This is a genomic window from Paraburkholderia sp. BL6669N2 (assembly GCF_003387275.1).
Lineage (GTDB): Bacteria > Pseudomonadota > Gammaproteobacteria > Burkholderiales > Burkholderiaceae > Paraburkholderia.
On sequence record NZ_QUNA01000002.1, the window covers coordinates 2,614,601 to 2,635,552 of the forward strand.

A 20,952-nucleotide genomic window follows, 5' to 3' on the forward strand; every position below is an offset into this window, starting at 1 on the left:
CAACAATCGAGGGAAGCCCACCTGATTTTGCCTTACCCGCGTCTGTCGATGCGGCATAAACATAGAGGAGACATGCATGCGTTTTATTAGCAAGGGCATTTTCGCCACCAGCGTGGCACTTGCGGCGGGTAGCGCCGCCGCGCAGTCGAGTGTGACGTTGTACGGGGTGGCAGACACGTTCTTCCAGTACCTGAACAAGGGTGGAGCGAGTTCGGTTTCCCAGCGAAGCAGCGGCTCAACGGGTTCGATGGTCGGCTTCAGAGGCAAGGAGGATCTGGGCGGCGGGTTGAAGGCCGTGTTCGACCTGGAAAGCGGTTTCAACATCAACAACGGTGCAGCCTTCGCCGATACCACCACCCTTTTCTATCGCCAGGCATGGATAGGGCTGCAGCAGGACAAGTACGGCACGCTTAGCTTCGGTCGTCAGTATCAGCCGAGCTTCTGGGCCGTTTATCCAACCGATCCGTTCCGTGGCAACGAAGTACTCTCGCCGCTCTCGGCAGCCGATCTCGCCGCGGCCTCCGACCGTCGCACGCTCGCGGTTCAATATGCGCCGGGGCGGATCAGCAACACGATTTTCTATCAGTCGCCCAACGTTGCAGGCGCGAAGCTTTATGCAATGTACGGTTTCGCGGCGACGGCTACGCAGCCGATCCCGACCACATCGGGGAATATGATCGATGTCGCGCTGACCTGGCAAGGCGCCGGCCTTTACGCAGCCGTGGCTTACCTGAACCAGCATTCCGGCGTGGAGACCATTGCGGGTCTGCCACGCTCGCTTAACCTGCTCGGGACTGAGCATTTTAGCGGCGCACTCGCGTATCAGATCGGCATAGTGAAACTTCAGTTTAACTACTCGTATGCGCGCCCCAAAGATGCTGCACCTGGGTCGATGGCCGCGCTCCTCGGCGCAGGACACGCTCTGAGCTACGGCGAGTTAGGTGCGACGATCCAGGCCACGGACGCCGACGAAGTCCAGCTCGCAGTTGTCGAGCGCGATGTGCGCGGCGTGCACGACAATGCAGTCGGCTTCCAGGTGGGCGTCGACCACAATGTGTCGAAGCGGACCAGCTTTTACGCGCGGGCAGGCTACATCAAGAACAATGGCAGTTCGACGATGAGCTGGCCGGGTATCTCAGTGACGGAGCCTGATGCTTCTCAAACGCTTGTTGCCATCGGCATGACCCATCGCTTCTGACATTCCCGCGGTTTTGTTCTATGAAGGCCCGCCGATGTGGCAGGCCGCCGCCGTGTGCGTCGCGTGGTATCGACCGCGCGCGGAGGGATCAAGTAGGAGACGGAGGTCTGCGAGGCCGCCCCGCTCTTGCCAAACCTGCACGACTATTCACAACGTTCGCGACGTGAACAACGCATGCGTCATTAGTCTCGCCTTCGTGCGTCGTGGCATCGTGTCGAAGGAAGTCAGGTGGCAGAAGATGATTTGCGTTTTCGGGCACTACGCACGCCGGCAGGATGCCATTGGAATGTCTGCACGGCGCACCTGACAACCGTCCCTTCCTGACCGCACCGAGACGAATGCGGATAAGCCTCTCTGAACGACGCCTCGAGCGCCGAACGATGCCGTTTTCCTACATGCGCTGTGGGAGTGCCAAAGCAAAAAAGTCCGTCGCGCGACGCACGCGTGCCGGTACAAAGCGACGTTTCGGCCAGATGAGGCTGACGTCCCTGACCTCACTTATGAACTCGTCGAGAACCGTGATCACGTCCGGATGTCGGAGTTCATCGGCAAGAGAGACTTTGGCGAACAGGCCAATACCAACACCGGCCAGAACGCCAGTGCGGATCGTTTCGACACTGTTGGACGAAAGATTACCGCGCACGGACACACTGAATCGGCCTTCCGGTCCTACAAACGGCCAATTGGCCGACTCCGTCAGGCCGCCATATAAAAGGCAATTGTGATCGACGAGCTCGGCGGGAGTCTTCGGTATTCCGTGTTGCTCGAAATACCTGCGGGAGCCGGCGCATACAAGCGGGGTGGTAGCCACGCGCCTGACAACCGCATCGAGATCGTCGACGGCGCCCACCCGGATCGCCAGATCGATCCGATCTTCCACCATATCTCGTACGAAGTCCGAAAGAACAAGATCGACCTGAAGGCCGGGGTTGAGTGACAACAACTCCGGTATGAGTGGAAGGACGTGAAGGCGGCCGAAAGTAGCGGATACGGCGATCCGGATCAGACCTGAGGCATTAAGTGTGCTGCTGGTCAGTTCGCTGTCGGCTTCATCCATTTCATCAACAAGGGGTTTGGTCCGGTCGTAATATCTCTGGCCCTGGTCCGTCAGCGTCACGCTGCGTGTGCTTCGATTGAGTAGCATCACGCCGAGGCGTTTTTCCAGCGCGCCGATCGCCTTGCTGATCGCGGACTGTGACTCGCCGGTTCTACGCGCGGCGGCGGAAAAAACCGCCGGCCTCAACAACGGCGATGAAAGCGCTCAATTCGTGAAACCTGTCCATGGCATTCCTCTCGTCTGATCCATTCCGTCCAAGAATAGATCTTATGGGAAATTTGCGGATTATCATTCCCGGCGATGGTAATTACCATGGACCTGTCATTCACGAACAGGCAGAAGGTCTCAATGTCCACTCTCGCAGGCAAGATTGCAGTCATTAGCGGCGGCACCACCGGTATCGGTTTAGCGATCGCCCAGCGGTTTGTTGCCGAAGGCGCTCACGTCTTTATCTTCGGCCGTCGGCAGGCACAACTCGACGAGGCGGCCGAACTGATCGGGCGCAACGTCACCGCCATCCAGGCTGACGCCGCGAACCTTGATGACCTCGACCGGGTCGCTGCGGCAGTCAGGGACAAAAAGGGTGTCGTCGATATCATCGTGTCGAATGCGGGCTTTACGGAGCAGGCTTCGGTCGACACTCTCACGCCTGAGCACTTCGACAAGGCGTTCAACCTCATGGCCCGCGGTCCCGTCTTCCTGGTGCAGAAGCTGCTGCCGCTCATGACAGGGGGCGGATCGATCATTCTGGTCTCGTCGGGCATGCACGTCATGGGCATTCCTGGCCACACCGCCTACGCGGCGACCAAGGCCGCGTTGCGCTCCTATGCCCGCACCTGGGCCGCGGAGTTTAAGGACCGCGGCATTCGCGTCAATCTGCTCAGCCCTGGTGCAACGGACACTCCGATTCTCGACACTCAATCGATGGCACGCGAGGATCTGGTCAACATGTACCAGAGCATGATCCCGCTCGGTCGACTCGGTCGGGCTGACGAGCTTGCCAACGCGGCGCTCTTCCTCGCATCCGACCAGAGTTCGTACATGACGGGTGCGGATTTGATGGTCGATGGCGGCATCGCCCAGGTCTGACAGCTACGGTCGACAGCGAGGCCTTTCGATATACACAGGAGATTTCAATGAGCTACGCAATCATCGGGCTTGGCAAGATCGGCACGGCCATCGCTCGGGCGTTCGCCCATAAGGGCCTCGAAGTAATCGTGGCAGGCAGGCGATCGCTTGACGCGCTCGCGGCGCAGATCGGCCCGTCTGTCGTCCCCCGGCGTGTCGATGACGCGGTCAAGGCCGACGTCGTCATCCTGGCCGTCCCCTTCGCCACGCATAGTGAAATCGGACGGACCGCCGAGAGCTGGCAGGGGAAGGTGGTAATCGACGCAACCAACGCATTCGGCGTTCCCCCGGAAGAACTGGGCGGGCTGCCGTCGACCGCCGCCCTTGCGAAGTCGTTCCCGGGGGCGAAGGTGGTGAAGGCCTTCAACCACCTGCCGGCGAGCGTCCTGGCCAAAGGCGCGAGGACGCCCCAGGGAGGCCGGCGGGTCGTGTTCGTCTCCAGCGACGATGACGCGGCCAGCGCCTCGGTGGCGGCACTTGTCGACAGGCTCGGCTTCGCCCCGATCGAACTGGGGAAGATTGGCGAGGGCGGCATGCTGGTCCAGGCACGGGGCAGCACGTGGGCTCGGCTTATTTTCCAGGACCTGGCCAAGTTCGACTGATCGAAACACGTGGAAAAGCGGCCGGAACCTCCTCGGAGTCGTTACGTGCGCAGCGGTCTCAGACCCGCTCTAACCTCCTCCACAAATAACCCTGGCTGCTCCCATGCCGCAAAATGACCGCCCTTTTCGGGCCGGTTGTAATAAATGAGGTTGTGATATGCCTGCTCCGACCAGCTCCGCGGGGCCTGATAATTCTCACCAGGAAAGGCACTCACGGCAGCCGGCACAGAGACGTCTGCGGCAGCATAAAAGTTGAAATGCGATTCCCAATAGAAGCGAGCCGCGGAAACGCCTGTATTCGTCAACCAGTAAAGCGTGATGTCGTCGAGCACGTCGTCTCGCGTCAGGTCACCTGCAGAGTGTCCGTTGATCGTGCGCCCGAACACGGCTGAGGTCAGTGCCGCAGCCGGCTGGCCATAACCGTCCGGGTGATCCAGCAGCCAGCTGGCCAATGCAACGGGTGAGTCCGCCAATCCATAGAGGGTTTGCGGACGCGTGCCCTGTTCCAAAGCGTAGGCCCGTCGCTTTGACAGGGCGCTGAGTTGGTTGTACGCGAGTCTTTCGTCAGCCGACAGGCTAGCTGGCGCCGGATCGCCGACTTGAAGCGCCTTTGCGATCGCCGGTGGAATTGTGGCGGGGAAGTTGACGTGAATACCGAGCAACTCCGGTGGCGCCTGCTTGGCCATCACGTTGGCCACAATGCCGCCGAGGTCGCCGCCTTGCGCCGCAAATTTCGCATACCCCAAGCGCTTCATCATCACGACCCAGGCACGTGCGGTGCGTTCCGGACCCCAGCCGACTTCTCCAGGCTTGCCCGAAAATCCATAGCCCGGCAGGGACGGAATCACGAGGTGAAACGCATCCGATGCGCTCGCGCCATGCGCGGTCGGATTGACCAACGGATCGATGATCTTGAGTTGCTCGATGACCGAGCCGGGCCATCCGTGCGTGACGATGAGCGGCATCGCGTTGTCATGCTTGGAACGAACGTGGATGAAATGGATGTCCACCCCATCGATCTCAGTCACGAAGTTCGGCAGCGCGTTCAGTTTCGCCTCGACCTTGCGCCAGTCGTAATCGGTCGACCAATGACGCGCGAGTTCCTGAATCATTGCGAGCGGCACGCCTTGCGAATCGTCGGCGACTATCTCCCGATCCGGCCATCTCGTCGCTTTGATGCGTCGCCGCAAGTCGGTCAGTTGCGACTCGGGCACATGGATACGAAGCGGACGAACGGCGGTCTTATCGGCTCCGGTCGACGAGGCAACTTCAGTGATGGTTTGATTCGTTTGCGCGAACGCGAGCTGACTCAAGGAGCCGGCAGCAATGGCTGCCGCCGCCACGCCAACAAAGCGACGGCGAGCCGGTGATTGGGGAAAGATGTTGTCTGTCATAAGTTTTCCGATTGGCGATGGCCAGGTCCTCGGTTAGCAGCCGCGTGATCTCACGCGCTACCGGTTGCGATAAGACTGTGTCTGCAGAACACGAAGGCGCTAAGCGGCCGCGTCACCGCGAGTGAACTCAGCGGCGTGGAGCTTCACGAATTCGTGCATGTCCGTCGGTGGCTTACCGGTGAGCTTGAACAGATCGTCCGTCATGCGGTCGTATCTTCCCTGCGTGTGAAGTTCAGCCATCACGGCGAGGTGATCGACGAGATGCGTTGGCACACCCACTTCCCGGAGCGTGTTGGTCCATGCGGACAGCGGCACGTCGCGGTAATGGATCGTCCGGCCGAGCGCGTCGGAAAAAGCGCGCGCGTAGTGCTCAAGATCAGCGGACTCGGACCCCGTCAGGTTATAGACGTGGCCGATGTGCGGCGCCGGATCGTCGAGGATGACGGATACGGCACGCGCCACATCGACGGCAGAGATCGGCGAAGTGCGGCTGCTGCCCAGCGGCAACGCCAGTTCATCGCGATCACGCACACCTGCGTCGGCGAGACGCAGAAAGAAGCCTTCGAGAAAGACCGTAGGCCGCACCGTGACGACCGGCAGCCCAGACCATGCCAGGACCTGCTCTGCAAGCCAGTGCAGCTTGTGCTGAGGGCTATTCGTGGTCTCCGTGATGCTCATTTCCGTGACCGTCATCTGGGACATATTCACGAGGGCTTCGACGCCATGGTGACGCGCCACTGCAGCGACGTTGACCGTGGCTTCCAGATAATTCGCCGAGATCGACATGCCGAAATAAATGCGCGAGCACCCTTCGATCGCACGATGCATCGAAGCGAGATCAGTCAGGTCGCCCAGCATGACCTCGGCGCCGAGCCGACGCAATTCTTCCGCGCGTTTATCCTCGCGACGAACCAGAGCGCGCACTTTATGGCCCTTGGCGAGGAGCATTTCGGTGACGTTGCGGCCGATGCCGCCAATCGCGCCGGCCGCACCTGTGACCAGAATCGGCCGATCCTGTGTGGTTTGAATCTTCATATCTTTAACCTCTTCGCAAAGAACAAGCGCATTTATGCAGATGCACACTTAAGGACGAAATGCGTCCCGACGGAGTGGCTGTTCGGAAAGCTGGGCCACCTAATGCGAGGACGGGCATCTGCAGCGTGCCGTACGTCTTGTTGTCAATCACATGCTGGGGGAAGGTCTGATACCACGCGTTGCTTGCACGGATCGCGTCGGCCGGGATGTACGCCCGCTCGTACGCTGCGCGGTCGCGCGCGCCTACCGCGCTCGCGTCCTCTAAAAAGTAGTTGAAGATCTAGTTCTGTTCCACCCGAATGTGGCCAGCCAGAGGCTTTTCCGGCAGGAGGGTCTCGACGACGACCCCATACCACGCAGGTCGATATGACTTTCAAGGTACATCTCCCTACACTCAGAGAGTGAGTTAAAAGAAGGCACGGGTGGTTGATGAGCACGGGTGTGTCGCGGTCGGTTCGCCATGCTCAGGCAACCGTGACGCTCGTATCGTCGGCGCCTTGTTCTGTGCTCGATTTGCCGTGGACGCCACGTTCGTGAATGTGCGCAGTCGGTGTACGGTCGATCATCAGGCTCAGCAGTTCCGGCCGGTTGTAGTGACCGGCTGAGTCCATCAACAGCTTGCGTCGATCGATCATCGTGAAGTCGAGATCGGCAATGACCTCGCCCTCGCCCGAGCGGAGGGGTTCGCCGATCAGCATGCCATCGGGCGTCACAATGGTGGTGAAGCAACCACCCGAGATCGGACCGATTTCGCAGCCCGTGTCCTCCATGATTTGCGCCTGCTGATCGGCGTCCAGCCACGCCGTCGCGTTCACGACGAAAGAGCCGGACTCCAGTGCGTGCTGACGGATATTGATTTCCATCCTTTGCGCAAATCCCTCGCCGAAGGCGGAACCCGGATACATCGCCGAATGAATCTGCTCGCCGTCGGCCATCATCGCGTAGCGCGCCAGCGGATTGTTGTGCTCAAAGCAGGCGAGCTGGCCAATGCGACCAACCTTGCTATCGACGGCGCGCAGACCCGACCCGTCGCCCTGACCCCAGATCATCCGCTCGAAATGCGTAGGCGTGATCTTGCGGCGGCGCTGGATCAAGCTGCCATCGGCATCAAAGAGCAGCTGAGTGTTGTAGATGGTTCCACCATCACGCTCGTTGACGCCGATCGACACCACCATGCCTGCCTTGCGGGCAGCCTCGCCAATCGCGTCGGTCGCGGGAGACGGCACCGTCACGGACTGGTCGAGCAGCCTCAGATGCTCTTTTCCAGACAAAAGCTGAATGCCGGTCTGCACTGCTGCGAAGTACGGGTAATAAGGCACGACGGTTTCCGGAAATGTGGCGAACTGCACGCCCTGCTGGCCCAGTTCGTGGATCTTCTGCACGACTTTTGCGACGGTGGCTTCACGGCTGTACAAGACCGGGCTGAACTGCACTGCGGCGGCTTTGACGACTTTCATTGCAAACTCCTCGATTCATAAGAACGGGCATAGAGCGCCCTTGCGGTGTTGCATATGCAACATCGATGATTAAAAAAATTAGCGCATGCGCCGCGGCAAGTCGCTCGCGATGCCCATAAGCGCGTCAGCACCGACCTCTCCGACGAGAGATCTGGCTCTTGCCTGCGCAGACGACCACGCGGACGCGGCGTTGCGGAGCAATGTTTTGCCTTGTCCTGTCAGCGCAAGAGGCCGACTGCGGCCATTGCTTTCAGGGGCATCTTCGAAAACCCACTCCTGCGAGATGAGCGGTTGCAAATTCCTTGTCAGCGTCGATCGATCGTGATGATTCTTGCGCCCCAGATCCGCACGGCTAATGGGTCCAAGTTCACCAATGAGTACAAGCAGGCTGAATTGAGAGGCGTTGATGCCAAACGGCCGTAGCGCCTCGTCGTAGATCGCGGTCAGAACCCTGGAGATCTGCCGCGTGCGCGTCAGCAGACAGTTCTGCGCAATCTCACAGCCGACGTCATGACCTGCTTTGTTTTGAGTATCTACAGACATGATGGGCTCATGTTTTGGGCGCCGGCTTGCGACCCTGTCAGATGTAGGTCGCGGAACCGTTCGTCGCTTCAGGTGTTTCGATGTGGCGATAATCGGCCTTTACGGGCACACTGGACAGTGGCAGCATTGCCATTATTCGAGGAATATCAGACACGCACGCAAATGATCACGATCAGGATCTGGGTCTATGACGGAATTCTGGCGTCGGGCGTAGCGGGGCCCATCGACGTCCTGAGCGCAGCCAACTACCTGAACGGCAAGTTAGCCGCGCGTGGGGCCAAACCTTTACCCATGTTCGCGTGGCGCGTGGAATCGCTGGACGGACAGCCCGTCACGGCTGCGTCGGGCCAGAGCATTCCGGTGGACGGCAAAATCGATCCGCGCAAACGTGCTGATGCCATCCTGCTAACGGCTCCGTTTTTTTCCAACATGGACGAGTTCATCGGCCGCCGCGAGCAGATGAATGCGCTCTCTTCCGCGCTACGGCGCCAGCGCAAGGCAGGCGCCGTGTTGGCTGCGTACTGCACCGGCAACTATCTGCTTGCCGAGGCGGGTTTGCTGGACGGCCGGGTCGCCACCACACACTGGGCCAACGCGGCCGACTTCGCCCGGCGGTATCCGCGTGTCGAACTCCGCGCGCGGGAAATCCTGACCTGGCAAGACGGCATTGTCTCGGGCGGTTCGGTGACGTCGTATCTCAATCTCGCCGTACGGCTGGTAGAGATGTTCGTCGGCGACAAGCTTGCGGCGATGACCGCCAAATCGCTACTGATCGACATGAACCGAACTTCTCAAGCGTCTTACGCGAAACTGCTCGACGATCACGGACATGTCGATTCGCTCGTCGCGCGAGCTCAACAGCGGATGGAGGCGACACTTCAGGAGGGGTTCCGGCTGAGCGAGCTCGCCAGTTGGCTCGCTGTCAGCGAACGGACGCTTAACCGGCGTTTCAAGCAGGCAGTAGGCCTTGCGCCATTGACGTATCTGCAGAATTTGCGCATCGAAGTAGCCAAGCAGTTGCTGGAGTCGAGGCCCATCGGGCTTGAGATAGTCAGCCAGCGTGTCGGCTATGGAGACATCAGTACGTTTCGCGAACTGTTCAAACGCAAGACCGGTCTCTCACCGAGCGAGTATCAAACGCGCTTTGCGCGCGCTTCAGTGGCGGGCGTTACTGAACGCGAGTCGCATGGCGACGGTTGATGGATAGTCTGGATAACCCGTCCTGAGGATTTGCGAACGCGTGGACGACCATGTTGCGCGAAAAGCTGGCGAGCTTCGTCGGAAAAGTGAAATCAGGCGGAAGTCCGACTGGCCACTTCCCACACGCGACGCAGACGCAGAATGTCGGGGAGTCCGAAGTCCCACACGTTCGGCGCCGCAAGCCCTCTTTTTTTCGCGACTTCAGCAGCAATTTGCAGCGCGGAAGACCGTTCTCTCAAAAGCGACGACAACGCATCCACCAGCAACGTGTAATCAGCCTCTGTCACGCCCTGGATATCGGGCGATCGGTTCATGGGCATATGACACCTCCGTCTAAAAACGGTATCGATCCTGGAACCGTAGAATGGCCTCCACACCTCGGGGGACTCGCCTGCTTTCACATGACAGCGCCGAGTTGCCACGGAACAAACTCACTGTCTCCCATGCCATGCTGCTCGCTACAGGTTTTTCTTCCTGACGCCGTGTCCAGCATCAACTGGAATATCTGGGCTCCAGCCTGAGCAATGCTCAGCGTTCCATCAAGGATCGCTCCACAGTTGAAATCCATATCCATGCTCATCTGTTCGAACATCCGGGTGTTCGTCGCGAGCTTGAGCGAGGGCGTCGGTTTGCACCCGTACACTGACCCACGGCCCGTGGTGAAACAGATCAGGTTCGCGCCGCCGGCGACCTGCCCCGTCGCCGATACCGGGTCATAGCCGGGGGTGTCCATGAAAACGAGTCCGTGCTGCGTGACGGCTTCGGCGTATTCATACACCTCCATCAAACCCGTACTCCCGCCCTTGGCAACCGCACCCAGTGATTTTTCCAGAATGGTCGTAATCCCTCCGGCCTTATTACCCGGTGAGGGATTGTTGTTCATGTCACCGTGATGGGCGCGCGTGTACGCTTCCCACCAGCGCAGCTTTTCCAATAGCCTGTCCGCCACCCGCGGCGAAGCCGCACGCGACGTCAGCAGATGTTCCGCGCCATATATCTCCGGCGTTTCGGACAGTATGGCCGTTCCTCCATTGCGCACCAGAAGATCAACGGCGCAACCCAATGCCGGATTGGCGCTGATCCCCGAGTACCCATCCGAACCGCCGCACTGCAGCCCGACTTTCAGGTGCGCGGCCGACACGGTACTGCGATTTGCGCGATCGGCGAGCGTCAGCATGTCGCCGACTATCTCTATGCCTCTTTGAATGGTTTCACGCGTTCCGCCTTCTTCCTGAATCGTCAGCGTGGCGATCAAACCGTCCGGTCTGGCGGCCAGCGTATCGACCAGCGGCGCGATCTGATTCACTTCGCAACCGAGCCCGATCAGCACCACGCCTGCGAAGTTGGGATTGTTCGCGTACCCGCGCAAGGTACGGCGCAGCAATTCGATCCCCTCGCCAGACCCGGCCATGCCACAGCCGCTGCCATGTGTGATAGCCACGACTCCGTCGACTGATGGAAACGCCTTGAGCGCATCGTCTTTAAAGGCGTCGGCGATATGCCGGCATACGGTTGCCGAGCAATTGACGCTCGCGATCACGCCGATAAAGTTTCGTGTACCGACGTCTCCATTGGCTCGCACATATCCCTGAAACGTTGCCGGCCGCCCGTTCACTTCAGTCGCTTCGTAAGCGGTACCGCTGGCGAGTTCGTTCCCGACCTCGCTCATGCCGACGTTATGGGTATGAACATGCTCCCCCGCTTCAATATGATGCATGGCGACACCGATGACCCGCCCGTACTTCAGAATGGCAGCGCCCTTTTCAATGCGGCGCACAGCCACTTTATGGCCAGACGGAATCGACGCGCGGGTGCGCAGTGTGGCCGCCCCGAGATTCACCTCGACCCCAGCCGGTACTGCACGGCGCGCGACCGCGACATTGTCCTGTTCGCGCAGAAGAATAAAAGAATCCGATTCCGTGTTCATGACTTTCTCGAAACAGTTCTAAACCGATGCGATGCGCTCCAGCATCGCGCGTATTCGCAGCGGTCCGGGCTCAACGCCGAGTGTGTCGGCAAGTTGCACAAGTGGCAGAAAACGCCGCTGCATTTTTTCTGTGTGATTCTGAGCGATGTCCGCGATCCGATGCTCAAGAAAGGGATTGAGCAGGCGATCACGTAACTCGACGAGATAGGCCAGAGCCTGCTCGTGCTGACCCAACGCCGTAAATGTCGGGAGTACATCTTCCGCCCAGACAGTTTCCAGGTTCGCGCGCAGGATTGGGTCATTCATTGCCTGATAGACGGTCTCGTCAGCCGGCCTGCGGTCCTCCAGCCAGCGCTCGGCCAGATAGCTGTGACCGAGATTAAGCAGGAACAGCTTCAGACGCTCGAAGCGCTGCAGGTCGTCTGTCAAAACGATGTTCTCGTGTGTGCAAGGCAGAACCAGCCCCGGCTGCTGCTCAATCGCCCACAGCGCATACGGTTCGGCAACCGCGCCTACCGGTTCGATCGCCTGTGAAACGATGCGATCGACGAGCGAATTGGCCCATATGCAATGCGTTCGAAGGTAGGTAATAAACGGCTCCGGCAGCCGCCAATTTGTCGCGAGAGTCACAACAAGTTCGCGCAGCGTATCGCCGTTATTGACCACGAGTTCGCATGGAAAAAGGGAGAGCGGCGCGTCAGGGTTGCGTTCCCAACGGGCATGAAGCAACACCAGCAGCTTGGCCGGAAAGCTGTATGGCACGCACTCAGGGTGAGTCACGCGGGCCGCGGTGTCCCGGTCATCGAGCTGGAATCCCCGGTCTCCCGTATTGGAGACAATCACTTCGACATGTTCCGCTACGGCATCTCGCACTTGTGCCCAATGCGTCCCGGCGTGCCATGCTGCGCGCACCGCGTTGCCGCTCAACATCTCGTCAACCGGCACGCCGCGCCGCATACCTCGAATCCGTACCGGATAAGGCCTGCCCTCTGCCAGCGCTGCAATACGCTTCTGACTGGACTCGCTGCCGGTGGTCTGCACGACCGTAATGCCACCGAGCGCGGCGCCGCGCGTCAGCGCTTCCGAAACGAACAGGTCGACATGCGCCTGGAGAAAGCGGCTGGTGCCGAACTGGAGAATTGGCTGGCTCATGGCTTATATCCGATCTGCGCCTTCGTCAGCATTCGATGATGGCTTTCACCACGCCTGCGGACGGTTCGAGCAGTTTCGAAAATTCCGCGGGGACATCGGCAAGTTTCATCCGGTGTGTGTTGAGTGCCGCATCGGGCACCTGGCCGGCGCGCATGGCCCTCAGCACCGTTTCGAAATCTTCCGCGGTCGCATTGCGGCTTCCGATCAGGGTGGCTTCGCGCTTGTGGAACTCCGGATCGGAGAAAGTGATCTTGTCTCTCACCACGGAAATCAGCACGTACTTTCCGCCGTGCGCAATAAACTCGAAGCCACGCTCCATGGCAGCCGGATTGCCCGTCGCATCGAAGACCACATCGAAGAATTCACCGTCGGTGAGTCTCGTCAGCTCGTCCACGTCGGTATCACCGATTTGCACGGTAGCCGCCACTTCGATTTTCCCGGCGCAGAAGTTCAAACGATCGAGCCGTGTATCGAGTGCTGTCACCGTGGCCCCGCGCAGACGTGCAAAGATCATCGCGGCCATCCCGATCGGACCTGCACCGACCACCAGCACGCGCTGTCCTGCCTGAACGTCGGCGCGACGAACCGCATGCGCGCCGATGGCGAGAAACTCGATCATTGCCGCCTGATCGAGCGTGATTCCCTCAGCCTTGTGAACGAACTGACGCGGCAAACTTAGGTACTCCGTCAATGCGCCATCCCGATGCACGCCCAATACCTGAATGTTCACGCAGCAATTCGTTTTTCCATTCCTGCAGGCAATGCACTGGCCGCATGACAGATAGGGCATGACGTAGACCGGGTCGCCGGCGACCAGGCCGGAATCCGCATCGGCTTCTTCGACTGTGCCCGACAGTTCGTGTCCCATCACGCGCGGGTAGGAGAGAAATGGCTGGTTGCCGGTAAAGATGTGCAGGTCAGTGCCGCATACGCCGACGCGTCGCACTCGTAGCAACACCTCGCCGCGATCGCGCGATGGCATTGAGCGCGTGCCAGCGCGTAGTACTCCGGGCGTTTCACAAATAACAGTGAGCATGAGGTTTCCCTTTTCAGATACAGAGCCCGCGACGCCATGACGCGGTATCGATGCGGGCCCGGTTAATTTGATTCTCTATCGCGAGGTCACACGCGTGCAGTCTCGGGACCACGCCTATTCGACGTAAAAAACCTCTTCCATCCGTGCCCAGTGTTCCGACGGCGCACGACTCGGCAACGGTTTCTGGCATGGACCGCACAGGCTCCACCAGCGCTGTGTTTCCGGGTCGTTCGCAATCTCCGCCATATCGCTTTCATAGTCGGACCCGACGTATTCCCAGTAGCCGAACAACAGGTTCTCGGGCTCCCACAGGAAAATCGAGTAGCGGGTGACATTCGAGCGTTTCAGGCGATTGAGCACCGTCGGCCAGACCTGCGCATGCAAGCGTTTGTATTCGTCGATATGCTGCGGATCGATACCGATCACCATTCCCATGCGTTGCATCACACTCTCCCTATTCTTCGAGCCGGTAGAAGCGATAAGCGTTGCCGCCGAATACGGCGCCTTTGTCCTCTTCACTCGCATATCGATCGCAGTAATCGTCACAGGTGGCAAGCCAACCGGCGTAGTCACCGAAATGTGTCGCGAGCCGCTGGACAGGCCAGTCACTTCCCCACAGAAGACGACGCGGGCCGAACAGTCGGAATAACGTCTCCACATAAGGCTCGAAAGCGGCAACGCCGATCTCTGGCGGCGCTTCCGTCCATAAGCCCGACAGCTTGCAATGCACATTTGCGAGTCTGGCCAGATCGGCCATGTCGGTTCGCCACGGCTCCAGTTGCCCGATAGCGATCAGCGGCTTGGCTGCATGATCTATAACGATCCGCAGGCCCGGGTAACGCTTCGCGAACGCGACCAAACCCGGGAGTTGACGCGGAACAACCAGCGCATCGAATGCAAGGTCATCGGCGAGCATCGCGGTAATCGCCGGCCGCAATACCGGGTCGTCAATCCAGTTGTCGTCTAGAAGATCCTGCAGCATCGGCCGCAGCGCTTTCAACTTCGGGTGGCGGGCCAGAGCATCGATCTGTTGCGGCGCGTCCGGCGCTTTCAGGTCGACCCATCCCACCACGCCGCGAATAAAAGAATGACGCTCCGCCAGTTCGAGCAGGAACCTGGTGTCATCGCTGTCAGGTAAGGACTGGACCAGCACGGTTCCGCCGATGCCGCATCGTTCAAGCAGCGGTTCAAAATCGGCCGGCCCGAAGTCTCGGTAGATCGCTCCAAGACTGGCGGGCGGCCAATGTCCTAGACGCGCCGCCAGGTGCCAGAAATGGTGATGTGCGTCGATACGCAGGCTCACAGGCTACCCCCGGGCACAGGTGCGGCGTCCGCGACCAGACCATCCGACTTCAGCTCCTGCCACAACCCGGCCGGCAGCGTCTGCTCGAACCACGCGACGTTCTGCCGGAGTTGTTCGACACTGCGCGCGCCCACCACGCACGACACAACCGCGGGATGCGCAAGCGGAAACTGCAGTGCCGCAGCGGGTAACGGGACCTCGAATTCGCGGCAAACCTCGGCCAACCGGTGAACGCGCGACACGACAGCGGCGGGGGCGTCCCCGTAATTGAACTTGCCATTACCCGCCAGCACGCCGGAATTGAACACACCGCCGGCCACGATCGAATTCCCATGCCGTACGCAATCGTCGAGAAACGGCGACAGACAATCCTGCTCGAGAAGCGTATAACGGCCCGCGAGCAACGTCACATCGATCTGTATCTCCTGCATGGCTTCATGCACAACCTGCCATTCATTCACACCAAGACCGAACGCTTTGACCTGCCCTGTACTTCGCAGCGCGTCGAGTGCGCGAAAGCCCCCTCCTGTGGTCAGTTGCCTCCAGAATTCGACGTTCGCGTCTCCATGCGTCATTCGACCGACGTCATGCACATACAGTAGATCGATCTGCGGAAAGCCGAGACGCTGCTGGCTGTCTTCGAACGACCTCATGACGCCGTCGAAGCTGTAGTCGTAATGCGGCCGGAAAGAAAGCGGCTCAGCCCACCCATCGTCGCCGCATTGAACAGTCGGGTCCGGCCGAAGAAGCCTGCCCACTTTCGTACTCAGCACGAATTCGTTGCGTGGGCGCGCTGACAACGCGTCGCCCACGCGGCGCTCGGAAAGCGTGTACCCGTAGAACGGCGCGGTGTCGAAGTAGCGCAGACCAAACGACCACGCTTCGTCCATGAGTGCGCGCGCCTGTTGCGGCGGCATGGTGCGATAGAGGCCGCCAAGTTGCGAACAACCCATGCCGAGTGCGCTCAGTTGCACGCCGCCACGCGACAGATCACGCAGATCACCTGCTTTCATCAAAAATTCCGCCTTCAGGGATTCGTTTCTCGATGTTCAACGCTTTACCGCGCGTCCTGAACGGCGCAGTCCTCAAGGGCGGACAACGCCACCGGGCGTCGTCCGCGCCGCGCTTCAATACAAGACGTTCTTCGCAGCCGGCTGATCGATGTTGTTCTTGTCGACCATCACGACACCGGTATCCAGTTGCTTCGTAACCGGCTTGTGTTCGATGACTTCCACCGCCGTTTTGACGCCTTTGTAGCCCATTTGATAGGAACCCTGAACAGCGATGGCCTGGATGGTTCCGTCCTTGACGAAGCCCTGCAGGTCCTGGTTGCCGTCAAAGCCGATCGCGACGATCTTGCCGGCTTTCCCGGACTGCGCCAACGCGCGTCCCACTCCCACGGCAGTCGGTTCATTCGCACCGAAGATGCCCTTCAGATCCGGATTCGCCGACAGCACGTCGGTCGTCTGATTGAGCGCTGTCGCCATCTGCGACTGCGAGTAGAACGGTCCGACAATCTGCAGCTTCGAGTGTTCCGCGAGGTACTTCCGGAACCCGCCCACGCGGCCAATCTCGGAACCCGCGCCGGCAACGTACGACATCACGGCAACCTTCCCTGTCTGTCCGACACGGTCGATCATCGCTTTGGCGCACATCTCGCCGGCCTTGGCGTTATCGGTCGAGAGAAACGACTGGTAGTACTGCTTGCCGGAATCGGACACGAGCGAGTCGATCAGGACAACCGGAATTTTTGCCTCCCAGGCCTTCTTCATTGCGGGGACGAGTGCATCCGGATCGGACGGCGCGAGCACGATCGCCGCAACATGCCGGTTCACCGCGTTCTCGACCATATTGACCTCGTCGGCCACCGCTGACTCGGTGGCCGGTCCCTGAAACGTCATCGTGTAGCCGTTCAGCCCCTTCATGCCCTCAGCTGCACCTTTCTGCACGTTCTGCCAGTAATTCGAGTTGGCCGTCTTGACGATAACGGCGATCTCTCCGCCCGCCGCATTCGCGTGCGCCGCCACTGCGGTCAAAAGCGCGGCGGCCCATGCCAGATATTTCTTTTTCATATCTCACTCCTTGGGTTGGTGATTGCACTGCTTTGTTGGACTTCTCGAATGGCATCATTCGATGTGCTTTATCTACGGTTTCTAACCTGATCGATCCAGACCGTGCCGAGAATGACCAGTCCGATAATGATTTGCTGGACGAAACTCGATACGCCGTTCATGTTCAGGCCATTGCGCAGCACGCCGATGACGAACGCACCAATGGCCGTACCCGAAATCGTGCCGACACCGCCCATCAGGGACGTCCCGCCAATCACGGCGCTGGCGATCGCATCGAGTTCGTACATGACGCCTTCGTTTGGTTGCGCTGTGACGAGACGCGACATCAGCACGCAACCCGTCAGACCGGCGAGCACGCCGGACAGCACATAGGTAAATAAGGTGACGCGTCGGACATTGACGCCGGAGAGCCGCGCGGCTTCGGCATTCGATCCGACTGCGTAGATGTGTCGGCCAAGCGAGGTGCGCGTCAGCATGATCGACACGGCCACCGCCAGCACCACCATGATGATCACGGGATAGGGAATGCCCGGAAATACCGTATCGGGGAACCCGTCCGCCCCGATATGCGAGATGCGGAACAGCGCGCCATTTCCGAGTTCGCCGAATGCGTCACCAAGTCCCGAAACCGGGCGCGCGCCAGTGATCTGAAGTGCGAGACCACGCGCGACCAGCATCATGCCGAGCGTGGCGATAAACGGCGGCAGACCCATACGCGTCACACACAGGCCATTGACGAGTCCGCACAGGCCGCCCACCACGACGCCGCCGAGCATGCCGAGAGGAATCGGCACGCCAGCCTTGACCAGCAACGCGGCGACCACGCCGGACAGCGCGAGTACGGAACCCACGGACAGGTCGATTCCGCCCGTAATGATCACGCAGGTTGCCGCCACGCCGAGATAGGCAATCGACGTCACCTGCAAGGCGACCGTCATGCCGTTTTCCACCGAAAAGAACGCCGAACTGGTCGATGAAAAGACGACCACCAGCATGATCAGACTGCCGAGCGCGGCAAATTTCTGGATCAGGTCGCGACGGCGGAGTTTCGCGCTGCTGTCGACGCTAGCGGTCTGGTCAGATGTTATTTCAAGCATGGTTTCGTCCCGATGCGAAGTGCATGATTTCTTCCTGATTGGTGTGACGCGCTTCCAGGACTCCGGCGATCCGGCCTTCGTGGAATACCGCGATACGATCGGACATGCCGAGAATCTCGGGCAATTCCGAACTGATCAGCACGACGCCGATGCCCTGCGCGGCGAGCTGATCCATCAGCGTGTAGATCGCGTATTTCGCGCCGACGTCGATCCCGCGCGTGGGTTCGTCGAAAAACAGAATCTTCGATTCGCGAAACAGCCATTTGCCGATGACAACCTTCTGCTGATTGCCGCCGGACAGGTTGCGCGTGAGCTGATGAACCGTCGGCGTGCGGATGCCGAGCGTTTCGACGTAGCGCCGTGCGATGGCCGCTTCGTCGGCAAAGCGGATGAAGCCCGCGCGCCCCGACACCGCGTCGATATTGGCCAGCGTGATATTGGTCGCGACCGGCATCTTCAGCGCGAGGCCGTCGCTCTTGCGGTCTTCCGATAGATACGCGATACCGTGGCGGATCGCATCGATAGGCGAGCGGATCGAGACGCGCTCGCTGCCGATATGAATCTCGCCGCCGTCCGGTTGGTCGGCACCAAAAATCGCCCGCGCCACTTCGGTCCGGCCTGCGCCCATCAAACCGGCGAAGCCGAGAATCTCGCCTCGTCTCAATTCGAACGAAACCGGCCCGAATGCCGGTGCGCGCGACAGATTGTCGACACGCAGCAGCACGTCCTGCGTCGGAACCGACCGGCGCGGCGGGTACGCATCGTTCAGCGCCCGGCCGACCATTCGCGCAACGATCTCATCCATGCTGGTCGCCGCGAAATCGTCGGTTGAAATGTGGCGCCCGTCGCGCAGCACCGTCACGCGGTCGACGATCTGCTTCATTTCGTCGAGACGATGAGAGATGTAGACAATGCCCACCCCACTCTCGCGCAACTCCTTGATGATCCGGAACAGGTGCATGGTTTCGGATTCCGTGAGCGACGAAGTGGGTTCGTCCATGATCAGCACCTGGGCGTCGAGCGAGAGCGCCTTGGCTATTTCAACCATCTGCTGCTGGGCGATCGACAGCGTCCCCACCAGCCTGGTGGGTGGCAACGACAATCCAATGCGGGCGAGCGCGCGCCGGGCGTCGCCATTCAGCCGTGTGCGATCGATGAACGGTCCGCGTTTGGGCTCCCGTGCGAGGTAGATGTTTTCCGCAATCGAAAGGTGCGGCACCAGATTCAGTTCCTGGTGAATGATCGCAATGCCTGCTTTCTGTGCCTCGAGTGAGGATGCGAACCGCCGTTCCACGCCGCGAAAAACGATCGTGCCGGCATCCGGCTGGTATTGGCCGCTGACGATTTTCATCAGGGTCGACTTGCCCGCGCCGTTCTCGCCGCAAATCGCGTGTACTTCGCCGCGGCGCAATTCGAAGTGCACGTCATCCAATGCAACCACACCGGGGAACCGCTTGCCCAGCCCGCTGAGTTTCAATAGCTCCGTAGGTTCCTTCGAACCGAAGCCGCCCACCGCGCGCGGGGCCAGTTCAGCGCTCAAGTCTGTCACGCGTGTCTCCTTCTTTATGCGGCGCTTGTGATGGTCAGGCCAATCTGAGGCAGATTAGAGAATAAAAAGCGAAACTGGTCAAGCCAATTTTCATACTTTGCAGATTGGCCTTACCTAGAACAAACCCCTATGCTTCCCACCGAATGCGCGGAGAACCTGTCGGAGCTTGCGTGATAGACTTGACCGCCAGGCGCGCCAGGCGCCCGCGCCACTTTTCCTTTTGCCAGCAAGATGAAACAGACTGAGCCAAAGCGGCTTTACCAATTGGTCGCCGACCAGATTCGCGGCCTCATCCACGGGGGCGATTTCCCTCCGGGGTCAAGGTTGCCGGCTGAGCGCGAGTTGTCGCAGCAACTGGGCGTTTCGCGCCCGTCGCTACGCGAGGCGCTGATCGCGTTGGAAATCGGCGGCAGCGTTGAGACCCGCATGGGTTCGGGTGTCTATGTGCGCGAAACCGCAAACGAAAGCGAAGGATCGCTGGCGGTACTAGGCGAAAGCCCGACGGAAATCATGCAGGCGCGGGCTGTGATCGAAGGCAGCCTCGTCGTGCTCGCCAGCACGCGACTCACAGCCGCCTCTCTGGACCGGTTGCGGCGCAGCGTGGATGCCATGCATCGCCTTGCGTCCGCTGGCAAATCTCCGCTGGAACCGGACCGGCAATTCCACCTCATCATCGCGGAAGCGGCGGGCAACACGGTGTTGAGCCGATACGTGGCCGATCTGTTTGACGCGAGGCGCGATCCGATCGGGGCGAGGATTAGTGAACTCGCCGAAAATACGACTACGTGGATGGCTGCCGTTGAAGAGCACGAAAGAGTCCTGCATGCATTGCAGGCAGGAGACCCGCTTGCCGCACAAGCAGCGATGCGATCGCATCTGAAGTCTTCTGAAGAGCGGTGGGTCGGAAGCGACATGAAGAAGGTCGCACCCAACGATGCGGACGGTAAAGCTGCCCGCGTGCGACTGGGTTGAGGGGCGAATTCAAGCGGGGTGTGGTTTCCTCGGACTTTCACCGAGCACGAAATCCTGTAAAGGAACTCGATTGGCTTCCGCAAATTCAACCAAATAACTTCCGCTGTACAAGACCGAAGGGCCTTGCCTCGCTTGCACAGGATGACGGGATCGTCTGCGCAGGTCACTATTCGACTGCCAAGACTGCGCTGAAGGCCGAACGTCTTCCCGACGCCTGTGAAATCCCGCGC

At 60.0% G+C, this 20,952-nt stretch carries 20 protein-coding genes; 5 read left to right on the top strand and 15 right to left on the bottom strand.

Annotated elements, in window-relative coordinates:
* The first annotated feature begins 76 nt into the window (after positions 1–76).
* The gene (locus tag B0G80_RS34210; protein WP_116122226.1) at positions 77–1,198 is read left to right on the top strand and encodes a porin; all 1,122 of its coding nucleotides are present in this window, start codon (positions 77–79) and stop codon (positions 1,196–1,198) included.
* Positions 1,199–1,589: 391 nt separating this feature from the next.
* Here the strand turns inward: B0G80_RS34210 and B0G80_RS34215 are convergent, their stop codons facing one another.
* On the bottom strand, positions 1,590–2,444 hold the full coding sequence (locus tag B0G80_RS34215; RefSeq protein WP_258879123.1) for a LysR family transcriptional regulator: 855 nt from the start codon (positions 2,442–2,444) through the stop codon (positions 1,590–1,592).
* A gap of 159 nt (positions 2,445–2,603) precedes the next feature.
* Here B0G80_RS34215 and B0G80_RS34220 point away from each other — a divergent pair, with 159 nt between their 5' ends.
* On the top strand, positions 2,604–3,344 hold the full coding sequence (locus B0G80_RS34220) for an SDR family NAD(P)-dependent oxidoreductase (protein ID WP_116123825.1): 741 nt from the start codon (positions 2,604–2,606) through the stop codon (positions 3,342–3,344).
* Entirely contained in the window at positions 3,341–3,985 is a 645-nt protein-coding gene (locus B0G80_RS34225) for an NADPH-dependent F420 reductase (RefSeq protein WP_408969466.1), read from the top strand. The genes B0G80_RS34220 and B0G80_RS34225 overlap by 4 nt, the downstream gene beginning before the upstream one ends.
* A 41-nt stretch (positions 3,986–4,026) precedes the next feature.
* Here B0G80_RS34225 and B0G80_RS34230 read toward each other — a convergent pair whose 3' ends face one another.
* The 4 genes from B0G80_RS34230 to B0G80_RS34245 all read right to left on the bottom strand — a co-directional run bounded on the left by B0G80_RS34230 (position 4,027) and on the right by B0G80_RS34245 (position 8,414).
* Complete coding sequence (locus B0G80_RS34230) at positions 4,027–5,379, bottom strand: epoxide hydrolase family protein (RefSeq protein ID WP_116122228.1); 1,353 nt, start codon at positions 5,377–5,379, stop codon at positions 4,027–4,029.
* A gap of 99 nt (positions 5,380–5,478) precedes the next feature.
* A complete protein-coding gene (locus B0G80_RS34235; protein ID WP_116122229.1) occupies positions 5,479–6,414 on the bottom strand; it encodes an SDR family NAD(P)-dependent oxidoreductase in 936 nt (311 codons plus the stop codon).
* 464 nt (positions 6,415–6,878) lie between these two features.
* A complete protein-coding gene (locus tag B0G80_RS34240; protein ID WP_116122230.1) occupies positions 6,879–7,871 on the bottom strand; it encodes a carbon-nitrogen hydrolase family protein in 993 nt (330 codons plus the stop codon).
* 78 nt (positions 7,872–7,949) lie between these two features.
* On the bottom strand, positions 7,950–8,414 hold the full coding sequence (locus tag B0G80_RS34245; RefSeq protein WP_116122231.1) for a MarR family winged helix-turn-helix transcriptional regulator: 465 nt from the start codon (positions 8,412–8,414) through the stop codon (positions 7,950–7,952).
* Between the two features lie 162 nt (positions 8,415–8,576).
* Between B0G80_RS34245 and B0G80_RS34250 the strand changes: the two genes are divergently transcribed.
* The gene (locus tag B0G80_RS34250) at positions 8,577–9,614 is read left to right on the top strand and encodes a GlxA family transcriptional regulator (protein WP_116122232.1); all 1,038 of its coding nucleotides are present in this window, start codon (positions 8,577–8,579) and stop codon (positions 9,612–9,614) included.
* A 92-nt stretch (positions 9,615–9,706) separates the two neighbouring features.
* Here B0G80_RS34250 and B0G80_RS34255 read toward each other — a convergent pair whose 3' ends face one another.
* The 10 genes from B0G80_RS34255 to B0G80_RS34300 form a co-directional block, all read right to left on the bottom strand.
* Positions 9,707–9,934 carry a hypothetical protein gene (locus B0G80_RS34255; protein ID WP_258879124.1) on the bottom strand — a complete coding sequence of 76 codons (228 nt, stop codon included), beginning with the start codon at positions 9,932–9,934 and terminating at the stop codon, positions 9,707–9,709.
* Positions 9,935–10,011: 77 nt separating this feature from the next.
* A complete protein-coding gene (locus tag B0G80_RS34260) occupies positions 10,012–11,541 on the bottom strand; it encodes a UxaA family hydrolase (RefSeq protein ID WP_116122233.1) in 1,530 nt (509 codons plus the stop codon).
* An 18-nt stretch (positions 11,542–11,559) separates the two neighbouring features.
* Positions 11,560–12,693: a mannitol dehydrogenase family protein gene (locus B0G80_RS34265; RefSeq protein ID WP_116122234.1), complete on the bottom strand. Its 1,134-nt coding sequence runs from the start codon at positions 12,691–12,693 to the stop codon at positions 11,560–11,562.
* A gap of 25 nt (positions 12,694–12,718) precedes the next feature.
* Positions 12,719–13,729 (bottom strand): zinc-binding alcohol dehydrogenase family protein, encoded by a 1,011-nt coding sequence (locus B0G80_RS34270; protein ID WP_116122235.1) that lies wholly within the window; start codon positions 13,727–13,729, stop codon positions 12,719–12,721.
* Positions 13,730–13,843: 114 nt separating this feature from the next.
* The gene (locus B0G80_RS34275; protein WP_116122236.1) at positions 13,844–14,173 is read right to left on the bottom strand and encodes an L-rhamnose mutarotase; all 330 of its coding nucleotides are present in this window, start codon (positions 14,171–14,173) and stop codon (positions 13,844–13,846) included.
* Positions 14,174–14,183: 10 nt separating this feature from the next.
* Positions 14,184–15,032: an amidohydrolase gene (locus tag B0G80_RS34280; protein WP_181920119.1), complete on the bottom strand. Its 849-nt coding sequence runs from the start codon at positions 15,030–15,032 to the stop codon at positions 14,184–14,186.
* Complete coding sequence (locus B0G80_RS34285; RefSeq protein WP_116122237.1) at positions 15,029–16,045, bottom strand: aldo/keto reductase; 1,017 nt, start codon at positions 16,043–16,045, stop codon at positions 15,029–15,031. The genes B0G80_RS34280 and B0G80_RS34285 overlap by 4 nt, the downstream gene beginning before the upstream one ends.
* Positions 16,046–16,159: 114 nt before the next feature.
* Complete coding sequence (locus B0G80_RS34290; RefSeq protein ID WP_106283074.1) at positions 16,160–17,104, bottom strand: ABC transporter substrate-binding protein; 945 nt, start codon at positions 17,102–17,104, stop codon at positions 16,160–16,162.
* Positions 17,105–17,172: 68 nt separating this feature from the next.
* Positions 17,173–18,201, bottom strand: coding sequence for an ABC transporter permease (locus B0G80_RS34295; RefSeq protein WP_116122238.1), 1,029 nt, complete (start codon positions 18,199–18,201; stop codon positions 17,173–17,175).
* On the bottom strand, positions 18,194–19,714 hold the full coding sequence (locus tag B0G80_RS34300) for a sugar ABC transporter ATP-binding protein (protein WP_408969468.1): 1,521 nt from the start codon (positions 19,712–19,714) through the stop codon (positions 18,194–18,196). The genes B0G80_RS34295 and B0G80_RS34300 overlap by 8 nt, the downstream gene beginning before the upstream one ends.
* Before the next feature lie 267 nt (positions 19,715–19,981).
* Between B0G80_RS34300 and B0G80_RS34305 the strand changes: the two genes are divergently transcribed.
* Complete coding sequence (locus B0G80_RS34305; RefSeq protein WP_116122239.1) at positions 19,982–20,722, top strand: FadR/GntR family transcriptional regulator; 741 nt, start codon at positions 19,982–19,984, stop codon at positions 20,720–20,722.
* Positions 20,723–20,952 lie beyond the last annotated feature (230 nt).